Origin of the sequence: Massilia sp. ST3 (genome assembly GCF_018119405.1) — a bacterium.
In the GTDB taxonomy this organism is placed as follows: Bacteria; Pseudomonadota; Gammaproteobacteria; order Burkholderiales; family Burkholderiaceae_D; genus Telluria.
Genome location: NZ_JAGPWC010000002.1, coordinates 42,341 through 58,279, shown reverse-complemented (window position 1 = coordinate 58,279; position 15,939 = coordinate 42,341). Strand labels below are relative to the sequence as shown.

The following is a 15,939-nucleotide window of genomic DNA, read 5'->3' as shown; positions in this document are numbered from 1 at the left end:
CAGCGCATCGTGGGGGGGGGGGGGGGGGGGGGGGCGCCCGCCCCCCCCCCCCCCCCCCCCCCAACCCTACGTTCAGAAAAAGCGCCGCGTCGGCCGCACCGAATAGGTCTGCTTGAACACGCGGCGCTGGATCTGGCGCCACACGAAGCCTGCCACGGCCATCATGATCATCTTGCGCATGTGAATCTCCTTGAAGCGATTCGTTAACCAGGCCCCACGATAACCGCCTTCCGCACGGCGCGGCGCAGGCTAGCGGCCGCTGCGCGAGGTCGCGATCTGGTCCAGCACGTGCTTGGGCACCGGCGAATACTGCTTGAACTCCATCGTGTAGGTGGCGCGTCCCTGGGTCAGCGAGCGCAGGGTGGTCGAGTAGCCGAACATTTCGGCCAGCGGCACCAGGGCCTTGACCAGCTTGCCGCCCCCGCCCGGCATCTCGTCCATGCCCTGGACGATGCCGCGCCGGGTCGACAGGTCGCCCATCACGTTGCCGGTGAATTCCTCCGGCGTTTCGACCTCGACCTGCATCATCGGTTCCAGCAGCTCGGGCGCGGCGCGGCGCATGCCTTCCTTGAAGGCCATCGAGGCCGCCACGCGGAAGGCGTTCTCGTTCGAGTCGACGTCGTGGTAGGAGCCGAAGGTGAGGGTCGCGCGCACATCCACCACGGGGTAGCCGGCCAGCACGCCGGCCGGCAGGGTTTCGCGGATGCCCTTGTCGACCGCCGGGATGTACTCGCGCGGCACCACGCCGCCCTTGATCGCATCGACAAACTCGTAGCCCTTGCCGGGCTCCATCGGCTCCAGCCTGAGCACCACGTGGCCGTACTGGCCTTTGCCGCCGGACTGCTTGACGAACTTGCCCTCGACGTCGTCGACCGCCTTGCGGATGGTCTCGCGGTAGGCCACCTGGGGCTTGCCGACCGTCGCCTCGACCCCGAACTCGCGCTTCATGCGGTCGACCAGGATCTCGAGGTGCAGCTCGCCCATGCCGGACATGATGGTCTGGCCCGATTCCTCGTCGGTATGGACGCGGAAGGAGGGGTCTTCCTGGGCCAGGCGGTTGAGGGCGATGCCCATCTTCTCCTGGTCGGCCTTGGTTTTCGGCTCCACCGCCTGCGAGATCACCGGCTCGGGGAAGACCATTTTTTCCAGCACGATCACGTGTTCCGGCGCGCACAGGGTGTCGCCGGTGGTCACGGCCTTGAGCCCGACGGCGGCCGCGATGTCGCCCGCGAACACTTCCTTGATCTCCTTGCGCTCGTTGGCGTGCATCTGGAGAATGCGGCCCAGCCGCTCCTTCTGGCCCTTGGTCGGGTTGTACACGGTGTCGCCGGAATTGACGATGCCCGAGTAGACGCGGAAAAAGCTCAGCTGGCCGACAAAGGGATCGGTCATGATCTTGAAGGCCAGCGCCGAAAAGGGTTCCTCGTCGGAGGGGTGGCGCTCGATCTCCTTGTCGTGCTCGTCGTGGCCGGCGATGGCCGGGATGTCGACCGGCGAGGGCAGGTAGTCGACCACGGCGTCCAGCATCGCCTGCACGCCCTTGTTCTTGAAGGCGCTGCCGGCCAGCATGGGCACGATCTCGTTGCGGATGGTGCGCTGGCGCAGGGCGGTCTTGATCTCCTGCTCGGTGAAGGTCTCGCCGCCCAGGTATTTCTCGAGCAGCTCCGGGGTGGCGTCGGCCGCCGCTTCGACCAGGTGCTCGTGCCATTCGCGGGCCAGCTCCTTGAGGTCCGCAGGGATGTCCTCGTAGCTGAACTTGACGCCCTGGCTGGCGTCGTCCCACTTGATGGCGCACATCTTGACCAGGTCGATCACGCCCTCGAAATGGTCCTCGGCGCCGAGCGGGATCTGGATCGGCACCGGCTCGCCCTTGAGGCGCTCCTTGATCTGGCGGTGCACGCGGAAGAAGTCGGCGCCGACCCGGTCCATCTTGTTCACGAAAGCGATGCGCGGCACCTTGTACTTGTTGGCCTGGCGCCAGACGGTCTCGGACTGGGGCTGGACCCCGCCCACCGAGTCGTAGACCATCACCGCGCCGTCCAGCACCCGCATCGAGCGCTCGACCTCGATGGTGAAGTCGACGTGGCCGGGGGTGTCGATGATGTTGATGCGGTGCTCGGGGAAGTTGCCGCCCATGCCGCGCCAGAAGGCGGTGGTCGCGGCGGAGGTGATCGTGATGCCGCGTTCCTGCTCCTGCTCCATCCAGTCCATGGTGGCGGCGCCGTTGTGGACTTCGCCGATCTTGTGGTTGACGCCGGTATAGAACAGGATGCGCTCGGTCGTGGTGGTCTTGCCGGCGTCGATGTGGGCGCTGATGCCGATGTTGCGGTAGCGCTCGATGGGGGTCTTGCGGCTCATCACAATCTCCTGGAGGGCGAAAATCGGATCTGGCTACTCAATGTAACTGAAGTGCGGCCCTTATGCAGCCGACCTCTTCATTTTCTCTTTCCTGTGGCAGAAACAGCGCTGTCGAAGGGTGACGCGTGCGGATGTGGCGAGCTCATCTGTGAGAGAATCTTCGGCTTCGTCAAGCTCAGATCATCATCACCGTCATATATGTACATGCCGCGCCGCATCCTTCCTTTCCGCATTTCGCCGCTACGTTACGCCGTCCTTCTATCGGGGGCGCTGGCCGTTCCCGTCCAGGCGCAACAGGCGCAGCAGGTGCAGGAATCCGCCGCCCAGGAGGCGCCGAAGCCGCCGCCCGCGGCGCCGGCCCCGGCGGTCGAAGCCACCGTCTCGGTCAGCGCGGCCCGTCCCACCAACCGCATCGACCGCCAGGTCTACGACGTCAAGGCCGACCCGGCAACGTCCGTCGACTCGGTGGCCGACACCCTGAACAAGGTTCCCTCGGTGGCGGTCGACCCGGACGGCAACGTTTCACTGCGCGGGCGCAACAACGTCCAGATCCTGGTGGACGGCAAGCCCTCGGCCATGATGCAGGGCGATAACCGCGCCGCCGCCCTGAGTGCGCTGCCCGCGGCGGACCTGGAATCGGTCGAGGTGATCAACAACCCCGGCGCCCAGTTCGGCAACGAAGGCGGCGGCGGACCAATCATCAACCTGGTGATGCGGCGCGAACGGCGTCCGGGCGGCTTTGGCGCCATCAACGCCAACGCCGGCACCGAGGGACGCTTCAACGCCTCGTCCTTCGGCAGCTATACCACCGGCCGGGTCAGCGTCCAGGGCAGCGTCTACGGCCGCCGCGACCGGCGCGAATCCAGCGGCGAGACGGTGCGCGAGCGCATCGACCCGGCCAGCGGGGCGGTGTCGCCCAGCCGCCAGGATTCCAGCGGCGAAACGGTGAACGACATCGGCGGCTTCAACGCTTCGCTGACCTACAACCTGGGCGAGAAGGATACGCTGGGCCTGAACGCCGGCTACAACGCCGTGGACAGCGACAGCGATTCGGTCGAGCGCTATCGCGGCGCGCGGCCTGACGGCGGCGTCGAGAGCGAATACACGCGCAGCTCGCAGCGCGAGGGCCGCAACCGCAACTACAACCTGGGGGCGCGCCTCGACCACAAGGGCGACCAGGACGGCGAGCTGTTCAAGCTCGACCTGCGCCTCTCCGGCGCCGGAAACGACAGCGACGCCCGCTTCGGCAGCCAGTACACCGTGCGCCCCAGCAATGCCGCGAACCCCTTCAACCGCCAGGAAGGCGTGAACGACAGCCGGGTGATCGACTTCACCGGCGACTACGAGCTGCCGGTGACCAGCGGCATCGTCAAGCTGGGCTACAAGGCGGCGCGCACCAGCAGCAGCTTCGACAACCTGTTCCTCGACATCGATCCCGCCAGCCTCGCAGAGCGGGTCAACACGGCGCGCACCAACCGCTTCGAGCTCGACGACACCACCTTCGCCGTCTACGGTTCCTACCAGCGCCGCCTGAACAGCGACTGGAGCGTGCTGGGCGGCCTGCGCGCCGAGTACAACGAACTCGACATGCACCAGGTGACGACCGCGATCCGCGCCGCCAACCATGCGACCGACCTGATCCCGAGCGCCTTCGTCACCTACGGACTGTCCGAGGACGGCACACTGCGACTGAGCTACGCGCGCCGCATCCGCCGGCCCGGCGCCGGCGACCTGAATCCCTTCGTGGTCTACCGGGACGAGCTGAATGTGTCTTCCGGCAATCCCAACCTCAAGCCCAGCCACTCCGATTCGCTGGAACTGGGCTACGAGACCAGGCTGGGCAAGGTGGACACCAACCTGCGCCTCTATGCACGCCGCGATACCGACCTGATTTCCGAACGCCGCTTCCTGCAGGCCAACGACGTCCTGCTGACCACCCGCGAGAACGCGGGCAGCAACCGTTCGGTCGGGCTGGAATTCTCGTTCAGCGGGAGCGCCACGCCGACTTTGCGGCTCAACCTGAACGGCAACGTCGGCTATGCCGAGCAATCAAGGCTGGGCGGCCAGGCCGGGACCGGCGGCACGCGCAGCGCGACCACGGTCAGCGCGCGCGGCCGCATCAGCTGGCAGCCGGACAAGGACAACCAGTTCCAGCTGATGCTCAACGCCCAGGGCAAGCAGCTGTTCGGCGAAGGCTACCGCCAGCCGGTGCGTACGGCCGACCTGAGCTACCGGCGCAACCTGACGCCGGCGCTGAGCCTGGTGCTGAACGTGAACGACCTGTTCGATTCGCAACGGACCGAGACGATCACCGAGACGGAACGCCTGCGCGAGCGCAGCCTGCGCGAGAACAGCGGCCGGGTCGTGTATGTGGGGCTGTCCTACCGCTTCGGCACGGCTGCCGGCGGGGGCAACCGCGGTCCCGGCATGGGTCCGGGCATGCGGTCCATGGGACCGCCGGGCCGGTAGCGCTATTCTAGAACTCGCCGCGTTTCGGTAGGGTGGACGGGTTCCCCGTCCACGCGGTGATAGTTAAGGGCTCCGCTTTCGTGCCGGATGATCTCGCCGCAAACCATCACCGCGTGGACGGGAGACCCGTCCACCCTACGGGTTGCGCCAGCAATGATCTCATCGTCCCGGGATTCAGTAAGACAAACCTTAGAACACGCCGAAGAACAGCAGGACCAGCAGGGTCAGGACGACGGACACCAGGATCGAGCCGAGGCAGCCTAGCTTGTTGGAGAAGAACAGGAACATGCGCCATCCCTTCGCGAGGCCTTGAAAAGGCGATGGCCCGAGTATAGCGGCCGCGTCAGCAGGCAGCCGCACGCCAGCCGCCGCGCCGGGCTGCTCAGGCGCTCAGGCGGGTGTCGCGGCGCACCATGTCCTTCAGGCGTTCGCAGGGAATGGCCGGGCTGAAATAAAAACCCTGCATCTGGTCGCACCCATGGTCGCGCAGGAAGCTCAGCTGTTCTTCGGTCTCCACGCCCTCGGCCACCACCTGCAGGCGCAGGTTGTGCCCGAGTGCAATGATGGCGCGCGGGATGACGGCGTGGTCGTCCGCATACAGGTCGGACAGGAAGGAACGGTCGATCTTGATGTAGTCGACCGGGAATTTGCGCAGGTGGCTCAGGCTCGAGTAGCCGGTGCCGAAATCGTCGATCGACAGGCGCACGCCCAGTTCCTTGAGTTGCTTGAGGGCGTCCATGGCGTCGGCCGGGTTGTCCATCAGCTGGCTCTCGGTGACCTCGAGTTCGAGGTGTTCCGGCGCCACCCCGTAGCGGCCCAGGGTGGCGGCCAGGCGTTTCGCAAAGTCGCGCTGGCGCAGTTGGCGCGCCGAGAGGTTGACCGAGATGACCAGGTCGCAAATGCCGGCCGCAGCCAGCGACTTGAGGGTGCGGCAGGCTTCCTGGATCACCCACTCGCCGAGCGGCACAATCAGGCCGGTTTCCTCGGCCATCGGAATGAAGCTGTCCGGTTGCTGTTCCCCGTGCTCGGGCCGGTTCCACCGCACCAGTGCTTCAGCGCCGATAACCTTGCCGGTGCGCAGGTCGACCTTGGGTTGGTAGCCGAGCACCATTTCGTCATTCCGGATTGCACGGCTGAGGCTAGCCTGGAGCAGCAGGTGCTGGTGCATGGCCTGGCCCAGTTCGGCCGAGTAGAACTGGATATTGTTCTTGCCGAGGGACTTGGCGTGGTACATCGCGGCGTCGGCGGCGCGCATCACGCGGTCGACGTTGTCGCCGTCCTGGGGAAAGAGACTGACGCCGATGCTGGTGCCGGGAATGATTTCGCGGCCCCCCACCAGGACGGGGGCGCTCACGCTGCGCCTCACCCGCTCGAGCAGGTCGCCCACGTGCCGCTGGGTCGGCTGTTCGTGGATCAGGAGCACGAATTCATCTCCCCCGATGCGCGCCACCAGGTCGTCTTCGCGCATGGTGGTGCGCAGGCGCTCCGCGATCTCGCGCAGCACGGCGTCGCCGGCGTCGTGGCCGAAGTTGTCGTTGATGTGCTTGAAATTGTCGAGATCGAGGAAGGCGAGGGCGCCAGTGACCCCATGGCGCACCGAGAAATCGACCGCGAATCGAAGCCGGTCGAGCAGAAGGGTGCGGTTGGCCAGGCCGGTGAGCGGATCGTGGTGGGCCAGGTGGTGAAGGCGCCGCTCGTAATGGCGCGCCTCCGTGACGTCGCTGATCACGGCGACAAAATGCGTGACGTCGCCATCGACGGTCGCCACCGGGTCGATGCGCAGGTCGTTCCAGAAGATCTCGCCGTTCTTGCGCGCATTGCGCAGCACCGAGCGTACGCTTTCCTTGCGCTTGAGTGCGCTGCGGATGCGCTCGTGTTCGTGGACATCGCAGCCCTCCACCCGCATGAAGCGCGGGTCGCGGCCCTTGATTTCTTCGAGCATATATCCTGTGATCTGTTCAAAGGCGGGATTGACGTACTCGATGAGGTGGTTGCCATTGTCGCAGACCGTGATCACGATGGCGTTCACGCTCGAGTACAGGGCGCGTTCGCGCACCCGCAGCCCGTGTTCGACCTGTTTGCGGGCCGAAATGTCGAGGCCGGTGCCGAAAATGCAGGGTTTGCCTGCTAGGTATGTCCGGCAGCAATGAAACATGTAGGTCGCACGCCGCCCGTACTTACCCACCAGGTCCGCCTCGTGGGTCGATTCCCCGTGTGCCAGGGCGTCGATGAAGAATTGGGCCACCTCGCCCCGTATCTCCTCGTCATAGAAATACTTGACCTCGGTGCAATGAAGTTCTTCGGGTGTACGCTGGAGCGCGTCCTGCAGCAAGCGGTTCCAGAGCATCAGGTGGCCGGTCTCGTCGATCACGTAGAAGACGCAGGGGAGATCCTCGATGATGTCGCCGATCGGCAGTTCGCGGATGAGCGCGGGACGCGGCGGCAGCGGTTCGACCGGCAGCATGACGAGGCTGAAGTTCTGGCCGCCTTCCTGGTCGAGGGATTCGGGCGATACCGTCACCCGGACGGGCAGCTTGCGGCCGTCGGCGCATACGAGTTCGGCGAGAGCCGCCGTATCCGCGCGGGTGGCGATCGAGACCGTGGCGCCGCGGGGAGAATCGAAAAGGAGAAGGTCTTGCACGGCCTTGCCCCGGACCTCGGCGGCCGGGTAGCCGGTGAACTGCTCGCAGGCGCGGCTCCACCTGAGGATGGTGCCGTCAGGATCGACGGCGCATGCCGCCAGCGGGATGGGTGCGCGCTTCACAAGTCCTCCGGTCTTTCTGCAACGACGCAGTCGTGCGCGGGAAGGCGATGCACCCATCATAACGCGGTCGCGCCAAAAAGGTGCGTTTGCGAAGTGTAACGAGCGGCCCGGCCGGCGCCGCCGCTCAGACGCTGTGGGCCAGCCCCAGGTTCTGGTTGGCGGGCACGGCGATGTCCATCAGTTTCGGGCGCGGCAGGTTCAGGGCGGCCATCACGGCGACGAAGTCGGCGCGCTCGCGGTTCGCCAGGCGCGCGTTGTGGCGGCGCTCCCAGCCGATGGTCGAGACCGACTGGCCCTTGTAGTCGTGGCCGGGCCAGACCCGGGTGGCGTCGTCCAGGGTGAAGAGCTTGCCGGTGACGCTGTCGTACAGGGCCTCGGCGCTGCCGCTCTGGAAGTCGGTACGGCCGCAGCCGTCGATCAGCAGGGTGTCGCCGGTGAACAGGTTGCCGCGCCACAGGTAGCACATGCTGCCCGCCGTGTGGCCGGGGGTATGGATCACGGCGATGTGCTCGCGCCCGCCGAAGCGGATCAGGTCGCCGTCGTTGAGCTGGACTTGCGCCGGCGGCACGCCGCAGCCGCTCGGCACGCAGGCCTTGGCCCCGGTCAATGCATGCAGTTTGCCGGCCGAGGTCACGTGGTCTGCGTGCACATGGGTTTCCAGCACGTGGGTCAGGTGCAGGCCGAGGCGTTCGATATGCGCCAGGTCGCGCTCCATGTGGCGGTCGACCGGGTCGATGATGACAGCGTCGCGGCTGTCGGGCGACACCAGGATGTAGGTGTAGGTGGACGACTCGGCGTCGAACAGCTGGATCGGGTTGACTTGCATGCGGCTCTCCTCGGTGGCGGCCGATGTTGTACCACAAGTCACCGCCGCTGGAAAGCACGGCCGTGCCCGGCTGGAAGCTCAGCGCTGCCTGGCCAGCGCGGCCAGCTTGTCGCGCAGGGTCGCCTCGGAGAGCTCGCCGACGTGGCGCATGCGCAAGCGTCCGGAGGCGTTGTAGAACAGGGTGGTCGGGTAGCCCGCGGCCCCGGTGCGGGCCGCCAGCCGGCCGGCGGGATCCAGCACGACGTTGCTGAGTTGCAAGCCCTGCGCCGCCAGGAAGCGCGCCACCGTCTCGGCCGATTCGCCCTGGTTCACGTAGACGAAGCCGACTTCCGGGTGGCTCCGCTGGGCCTGGCCGAAGGTCGGCATCTCGCGGCGGCAGGGCGGACACCAGGTGGCCCACAGGTTGACCACAAGTGGACGGCCTTTGAAACTGTGCAAGGAAACTTCGCCGCCGTCCAGGCGGCGCACCGTGAGCTCGGGCAGCGGGGCGCTGGCCGGCGCCAGGGCCTGGCCGAGCAGGGCGCCGCCCAGCCACAGGGCGACGCCGGCCAGCGACGATACCAGCAGCGGCCGGCGCAGGGCCGCATGGCGGCGCACCAGTTCCGCGCCGATCACGCAGGCGGCGAGCAGGCCGGCCGTGGCCTCGAAACCGCCGTCGCGGAAGTCCAGCGCGCCCAGCGGCGCGGCGGCGTAGAGGTCATGGTGGCGCAGCACGAAGACGGCGCGCGCGGCAATGAAGCCGGCGATGATCATCTTCCACAGCACCGGGCCTGCATCCAGGCCGCGGCGGCGGTGGAACCAGTCGGCCACGGTGGTGGCGAGCAGGATCGCGCCGACGCTCAGGGCAGCCTGGAACGGGATGACGAAGGGGCCGAAGGCGAGCGAATCCATTAGCGCAGCGTAGGGTCGGCGGGTTTTCCGCCGACGCGGTGATGCTTGGCAGCGAGATCAGCGAGCCCGATATCGGAGCCGCCAACGATCACCGCGCGGGTGGGGAACCCGCCCACCCTACGGTCCGCCGCGCCGGCACACCAGCAGCCGGTCGATCCGGTTGCCGTCCATGTCGACGATCTCGAAGCGGTAGTCGTGCCAGTCGAAGAACTCGGACACCTTGGGGATGTAGCCCAGCTGGTAGAGCACGAAGCCGGCCAGCGTATGGTAGGCGCCGTCCTCCTCGTCGGGGAACAGGACCGGGGTCTCCATCAGGTCGCGGAAGCGGTCCAGCGCCATGCCGCCGTCCAGCAGCCAGCTGCCGTCCTGGCGCTGGACGGCGTCGGGATCGTGTTCCTCGCCGATCACGGTGACGTCGCCCACCAGGGCGCTCATCACGTCGCTCAGGGTCACCATGCCCTGGATGTCGCCGTATTCGTCGACGATCAGGGCCAGCTCGGCGCGGTTCTTCTTGAACAGCTCCAGCAGGGCCATGGCGCTGACGGTCTCGGGCACGTAGAGCAGCGGCTGGATGGCGGCTTCGAGGTTGACCGCGTCGAGCGAGCCGTGGCGCACCGATTGGGCGAACAGGTCGCGCGCCATCACGTAGCCCAGGATGTGGGCGCGGTCGCCCCGGTACACCGGGAAGCGGCTGTAGGGATGGCCGGCGATCTGTTCCAGGATGGCCTTGCGGTCGGCTTCCAGGTCCAGCACCACCAGGTCGACGCGCGGCGTCATGAGGGCCTTCAGGTGGCGGTCGTCGAGGCGCAGCGCGCGCGAGACGATGTCGTATTCGGTCTTCTCGAACACGCCGGCGTCGGTGCCTTCCTTGATCATGCCGGTGATGTCTTCCTCGGTGGGGGCCTCGTCCTTGCCGTCGCGGATGCCGAGCAGGCGCGCGATCGCCTCGGTGGTAAGCGAGAGCACCTTGACGAAGGGCGCCATCAGCGTCGACAGCACGCGCAGCGGCTGGGCGATCAGGGTCGCCATCGCCTCCGGGTACTGCATGGCGATGCGCTTGGGGACCAGTTCGCCCAGGATGATCGAGGCGAAGGTGATGCCCACCACCACGATGGCCAGTGCGATCTCCCGCGCATACGGGGCCAGCGCGGGGTAGGCTTCGAATTCGGGGGCCAGGCGCGACACGAGGGACGCCTCGCCGAAGGCGCCGTTGAAGATGCCGATCAGGGTGATCCCGACCTGCACGGTGGAGAGGAAGTGGCTGGGATTGTCGGAGAGGTCGAGCGCGGCGCGCGCGCCGCGGCTGCCTTCTTCCGCGCGCCGTTCCAGGCGCATGCGCTTTGCCGAGACGAGCGCGAGCTCGCTCATGGCGAACACCCCGTTCATCAGAATCAGAACGAGGATGATCAATATGTCTGTCATAGGAAAGGCTGAGGGGGCGGATGCCCTTGTCCGGACTCTATCCGGGCCGTTGCCGGGCACGCCACACTGGCGTGCCGTGCATCATCGCATGCCCGGCCGCCGAACGGAACACGAATGGCCTACTGTTCCGGTCGGAAATATTTACGGATGCCCGCCCAGCATTGCTGGTAGTCGCCCTGGCGCTGCGGCGAATTCAGCGCATGCTCGGTCGGCACGATGACATGGCGGGTCTCGAACATGAAGGCCATGGTATCGAGCACCTTGTGCGGCTGGCTGGTGTCGGCGCCGCTGGCCTTGTCGAAGGTAGCCGCGTCCGGGCCGTGGCCGCTCATGCAGTTGTGCAGGCTGGCGCCGCCCGGCACGAAGCCTTCGGCCTTGGCGTCGTAGGCGCCGTGGATCAGGCCCATGAACTCGCTCGCCACGTTGCGGTGGAACCAGGGCGGGCGGAAGGTGTCCTCGCCCACCAGCCAGCGCGGCGGGAAGATCACGAAATCGAGGGTGTCCACGCCCGGGGTGTCGCTCGGCGCCTGCAGCACCAGGAAGATCGACGGGTCCGGGTGGTCGTAGCTGATCGAACCGATGGTGTTGAAGTGGCGCAGGTCGTATTTATAGGGGGCGTAGTTGCCGTGCCAGGCCACCACGTCCAGCGGCGAATGGCCGATCGCTGCGCGCCACAGGCGGCCGCAGAACTTGGCCACCAGCTCGAAGTCGCCTTCGACGTCCTCGTACCGGGCCACCGGGGTCAGGAAGTCGCGCGGGTTGGCCAGGCCGTTGGAGCCGATCGGGCCCATGTCGGGCAGCTGGAGCAGGGCGCCGAAGTTCTCGCAGATGTAGCCGCGCGCCTGGCCGTCCGGCAGGCTCACCGCGAAGCGCACGCCGCGCGGGATCACGGCGATTTCCTGGGGTTCCACCTCCACCAGGCCCAGTTCGGTCGCGATGGACAGGCGGCCGTGCTGGGGTACGACCAGCAGCTCGCCGTCGGCGTTGTAGAAATAGCGGCCTTCCATCGAGCGGTTGGCGGCGTACAGGTGGATGGCGCAGCCGCTCATGGTTTCCGGCGAACCGTTGCCGGCCATGGTGACCCAGCCTTCGATGAAGTCGGTGGGCGCATCCGGCATGGGCAGGGGGCTCCAGCGCATCTGGTCGGGCGGGGCCGGGGTGTCGAAGCGGCTCACGATGCGGCCCGTGTCCATGGGCGCGAAGCTGCCGTGCACGGCGGCCGGGCGGATGCGGTACAGCCAGGAACGGCGGTTATGGCTGCGCGGCGCCGTGAAGGCGGTGCCGGAAATCTGCTCGGCGTACAGGCCATGGGCCACGCGCTGCGGCGAATTGCGGTGCCGCGGCAGGGCGCCGGGCAGGGCCTCGGTGGCGAACTCGTTACCGAAACCGGACTGGTAGCCGGTGCTTTGACCTGTAAGTTGGCCAATGGGCTGGCTCATGCTGGAATTCTCCTGGCAAAAACTTTGGGACGGCGATGCGAAATCGTGTTGGCGCTCACTCTAGAAGAATTCAAGCCGTTTTACGAGATGAATAGAAAAATGTAGACTATTTATCACATCAATATTCCTATTCCCGCGCAGTCCGGAGGCCGACAATGCTGTCGCCGGCACGAAGCCGGCTGCGAACGCCCATGATAGAACCGCACACCATCGACCTGAACCTGCTCTCCGTGTTCCAGGAAGTCTACCGGGAGCGCCAGATCTCTTCCGCCGCCAAGCGGCTGGGACTGAGCCAGTCGGCGGTGAGCAACGCCCTGGCGCGGCTGCGGCGCAGCTTCGGCGACGAGCTGTTCGTGCGGACCGCGAGCGGCATGCAGCCGACCCCGCTGGCGATGCAGATGGCGGAGCCGATCGGGGTGGCGATGGCGCAGGTGGCCCTGGCGCTGAACCAGCGCAGCCGCTTCGAGCCCGCCACCAGCAGCCGCCGCTTTGTGCTGGCGATGACGGACGTGGGCGAGATTTATTTCATGCCGACCCTGATCGAGCGCTGCCGCCAGCTGGCGCCGTCGGTCGAGATCTCGTCGCTGCGCGCCGGCGCCGTGAGCTTGAAGGAGGAAATGGAAGGCGGGCGGGTGGACCTGGCGATCGGGCCCTTCGAGGACGTGTCCGAGGCGCTGTACCAGCGCCAGCTGTTCCGCCAGCCCTATGTGAGCATGTTCCGCAAGGGCCATCCGCTGGGGCGGGGCGAATTGAGCCTGGAGCGCTTCGTGCGCGCCGAGCACCTGCTGGTCGATTCGAGCGAAAGCCCCTACGACCGTATCAACCAGGTGCTGGCGCGGGCGGGCGTGGGGCCGACGGTGCGCTTCCGGGTGCCGCATTTCACGGCGGTGCCCTATATCGTGAGCACCAGCGACCTGGTCGTGACGGTGCCGCAGAAGCTGGCCGAACGCGCGGGCGCGCCTTTCGGGCTGGAATGGGTGGCGCCGCCGCTGGACCTGCCGCCCTTGCAGACGAACGTGTTCTGGCACCGGCGCTACAACCAGGATCCGGGCAACCAGTGGCTGCGCGGCCTGCTCGCGGAAGTGTTCGCGGAATGAATGAAGTGACGAATGAATTGCGTGGCGGCGCAGCGCGCGGCCACGAGACGACCCAACCCTAGTCAACAAGGAAGAGAAAATGGCAGACCTGTTTGAGAACCCCATGGGCCTGATGGGCTTCGAGTTCGTCGAGTTCGCATCGCCCGCGCCCGGCGTGCTGGAGCCGGTGTTCGAGAAGCTGGGCTTCACCAAGGTCGCGGTGCACCGTTCGAAGGACGTCACCCTGTACCGCCAGGGCGACATCAACTTCATCATCAACAACGAGCCCAAGAGCTACGCAGCCTACTTCGCGGCCGAGCACGGCCCCTCGGCCTGCGGCATGGCCTTCCGCGTGAAGGATTCGCACAAGGCCTACAAGCGCGCGCTGGAACTGGGCGCCCAGGCGGTCGAGATCCCGACCGGCCCGATGGAACTGCGCCTGCCGGCCATCAAGGGCATCGGCGGCGCGCCGCTGTACCTGATCGATCGTTTCGAAGACGGCAAGTCGATCTATGACATCGATTTCGAATTCCTGCCGGGCGTGGAGCGCCACCCGGCGGGCCACGGCCTGAAGATCATCGACCACCTGACCCACAACGTCTACCGCGGCCGCATGAGCTACTGGGCCGGCTTCTACGAGAAGCTGTTCAACTTCAAGGAAATCCGCTACTTCGACATCAAGGGCGAGTACACCGGCCTGACCTCGCGCGCGATGACCGCGCCGGACGGCAAGATCCGCATTCCGCTGAACGAGGAAGGCAAGGCGGGCGGCGGCCAGATCGAGGAATTCCTGATGCAGTTCAACGGCGAAGGCATCCAGCACATCGCCATGCTGTCGGACGACCTGATCACCACCGTCGACGCGCTGCGCGCGGCCGGCGTGCCCCTGATGAGCGCGCCGCCGGCGACCTATTACGAGATGCTGGAAGGGCGCCTGCCGAACCACGGCGAGAACGTCGACGCGCTCAAGGCGCGCGGCCTGCTGCTGGACGGCAGCACCGAGAACGGCCAGCCGCGCCTGCTGCTGCAGATCTTCTCCGAGACCCAGCTCGGTCCCGTGTTCTTCGAGTTCATCCAGCGCAAGGGCGATGACGGCTTCGGCGAGGGCAACTTCAAGGCGCTGTTCGAGTCGATCGAGCGCGACCAGCTCAAGCGCGGCGCGATCCAAGGGGCGCCGGCGGAGGCGTAATTCGCAGGGTGGGCGGCTCTGCCGCCACGCGGTGATTGGTATCGGCTCCGATAACGATCCGGATGATCTCGCTGCAACCTATCACCGCGTGGACGGGAAACCCGTCCGCCCTATGCCTCCCTATAAGCGACGCCACCGAATCGTAGGGTCGGCGGGTCTCCCGCCGACGCGTCCAGCCAGCGCCCGGACAGCCGTCGCGTGGAGCACGCCAGCGTCGAACGCGCCGGCGGCGAAGCCGCCAAGCCTACGGTGATCCTGCTGTCATCCTGTATCCTGCATGCTTTCGGCGGCCCACCCGGGCCGCCGCTGCATTCGGGAGGTCGTATGTTGGCTGCGTTCGCGGTCCTGCTGGTATTTCAATGTCTCGGCGAAGGCATCGTCTTCGTCCTCAAGCTGCCGGTGCCCGGCCCGGTGGCCGGCATGCTGCTGCTGATGGCCGCCCTGATCGCCTTCCCCAGGCTGCAGACCCTGGTCGAACAGGCGGCCAATACCCTGTTGTCCCACCTGTCCCTGCTGTTCGTGCCTGCCGGCGTCGGCATCGTCGCCGCCGCGGCGAGCGGCAGCGGGCACTGGGTCGCGATCCTGGTTTCACTCGCGGTGAGCACCGTGCTGGCGCTCGCCGTCACCGGCCTGATCCTGCGCGGCATGGGTGGTGGCGACGCCCAGGACAAGGGGGAGGACAAGCGTGTTTGAGCTCCCCGCACTGGGTCCCTTCTGGGTCTACCTCTCGGGCTCGCCGCTGCTGGGCCTGACCATGACCTTGTGCGCCTACCTGGCGGCGCAGTGGGTGTTCCGGCGCAGCGAGGGCTCGCCGCTGGCGAATCCGGTGGCGATCGCGATCGCGCTGCTGGCCGCCGCGCTGTGGCTGTCCGGCATGTCCTACCAGCGCTATTTCGCGGGCGCCCAGTTCGTCCATTTCCTGCTCGGCCCGGCCACCGTGGCGCTGGCGGTGCCGCTGGTGCGCCAGTTGCCGCGCCTGCGCCAGGCCTTCCTGCCGCTCGCGGCGGCCCTGGTGGCGGGCTGCGTGACGGCCATCGTGTCGGCGGTCGGTGTGGCGCTGCTGCTCGGCGCCACACCCGAGCTAGCCTTTACCCTGGGGCCGAAGTCGGCCACCTCGCCGATCGCCATGGCGATCTCGGAACGCCTGGGCGGGATCCCGGCCCTGACCGCCGCCATGGTGATCGGGACCGGCGTCTTCGGCGCGGTCTTCGCGAAGTACGTGTTCCTGCCGCTGCGCATCCAGTCCCATGCGGCGCGCGGCTTCGCGCTCGGGCTGGCCTCGCACGGGGTCGGCACAGCGCGCGCCTTCCAGCTGAGCGCCGAGATGGGCGCATTTGCCGGCCTGGCCATGGGCCTGAACGGGGCCCTGACGGCGCTGGTCGCGCCATGGCTGGTGCCGCTCGTGGTCGGATGGATGGGCTAGCAAAGCTACTGGCCGGCAATGCTGCGCCGCACCATCGCGCTCCCGCGTAGACTCGCGTCACAGTTTTCAGACGGAGTCGACT

At 67.0% G+C, this 15,939-nt stretch carries 11 protein-coding genes; 5 read left to right on the top strand and 6 right to left on the bottom strand.

Annotation, left to right across the window (positions count from 1 at the left end):
* Window positions 1–249: 249 nt before the first annotated feature.
* On the bottom strand, window positions 250–2,358 hold the full coding sequence (fusA, locus tag KBW98_RS01090; protein WP_211518239.1) for an elongation factor G: 2,109 nt from the start codon (window positions 2,356–2,358) through the stop codon (window positions 250–252).
* A 306-nt stretch (window positions 2,359–2,664) separates the two neighbouring features.
* On the opposite strand from fusA, the gene KBW98_RS01085 reads away from it, so the two are divergent.
* Window positions 2,665–4,827: a TonB-dependent receptor domain-containing protein gene (locus KBW98_RS01085; protein WP_373888881.1), complete on the top strand. Its 2,163-nt coding sequence runs from the start codon at window positions 2,665–2,667 to the stop codon at window positions 4,825–4,827.
* Window positions 4,828–5,209: 382 nt separating this feature from the next.
* On the opposite strand, the gene KBW98_RS01080 is transcribed toward KBW98_RS01085, so the two are convergent.
* From KBW98_RS01080 to hmgA, 5 genes are all read right to left on the bottom strand, one after another.
* Entirely contained in the window at window positions 5,210–7,591 is a 2,382-nt protein-coding gene (locus KBW98_RS01080) for a bifunctional diguanylate cyclase/phosphodiesterase (RefSeq protein ID WP_211518237.1), read from the bottom strand.
* A gap of 124 nt (window positions 7,592–7,715) precedes the next feature.
* Window positions 7,716–8,417, bottom strand: a complete 702-nt coding sequence (locus KBW98_RS01075; RefSeq protein ID WP_211518236.1) for an MBL fold metallo-hydrolase — start codon at window positions 8,415–8,417, stop codon at window positions 7,716–7,718.
* A 78-nt stretch (window positions 8,418–8,495) separates the two neighbouring features.
* On the bottom strand, window positions 8,496–9,308 hold the full coding sequence (locus KBW98_RS01070; RefSeq protein WP_211518235.1) for a TlpA disulfide reductase family protein: 813 nt from the start codon (window positions 9,306–9,308) through the stop codon (window positions 8,496–8,498).
* Between the two features lie 117 nt (window positions 9,309–9,425).
* Window positions 9,426–10,730, bottom strand: a complete 1,305-nt coding sequence (locus KBW98_RS01065) for a hemolysin family protein (protein WP_211518234.1) — start codon at window positions 10,728–10,730, stop codon at window positions 9,426–9,428.
* A 119-nt stretch (window positions 10,731–10,849) separates the two neighbouring features.
* Window positions 10,850–12,169, bottom strand: coding sequence for a homogentisate 1,2-dioxygenase (gene hmgA, locus KBW98_RS01060; protein ID WP_211518233.1), 1,320 nt, complete (start codon window positions 12,167–12,169; stop codon window positions 10,850–10,852).
* Window positions 12,170–12,360: 191 nt separating this feature from the next.
* On the opposite strand from hmgA, the gene KBW98_RS01055 reads away from it, so the two are divergent.
* From KBW98_RS01055 to KBW98_RS01040, 4 genes are all read left to right on the top strand, one after another.
* Entirely contained in the window at window positions 12,361–13,266 is a 906-nt protein-coding gene (locus KBW98_RS01055; RefSeq protein ID WP_211518232.1) for a LysR family transcriptional regulator, read from the top strand.
* Window positions 13,267–13,345: 79 nt separating this feature from the next.
* On the top strand, window positions 13,346–14,434 hold the full coding sequence (hppD, locus tag KBW98_RS01050) for a 4-hydroxyphenylpyruvate dioxygenase (RefSeq protein WP_211518231.1): 1,089 nt from the start codon (window positions 13,346–13,348) through the stop codon (window positions 14,432–14,434).
* A gap of 324 nt (window positions 14,435–14,758) precedes the next feature.
* Window positions 14,759–15,127 (top strand): CidA/LrgA family protein, encoded by a 369-nt coding sequence (locus KBW98_RS01045; protein WP_211518230.1) that lies wholly within the window; start codon window positions 14,759–14,761, stop codon window positions 15,125–15,127.
* Window positions 15,120–15,857, top strand: a complete 738-nt coding sequence (locus KBW98_RS01040; RefSeq protein ID WP_211518229.1) for an LrgB family protein — start codon at window positions 15,120–15,122, stop codon at window positions 15,855–15,857. The genes KBW98_RS01045 and KBW98_RS01040 overlap by 8 nt, the downstream gene beginning before the upstream one ends.
* Window positions 15,858–15,939: the final 82 nt, after the last annotated feature.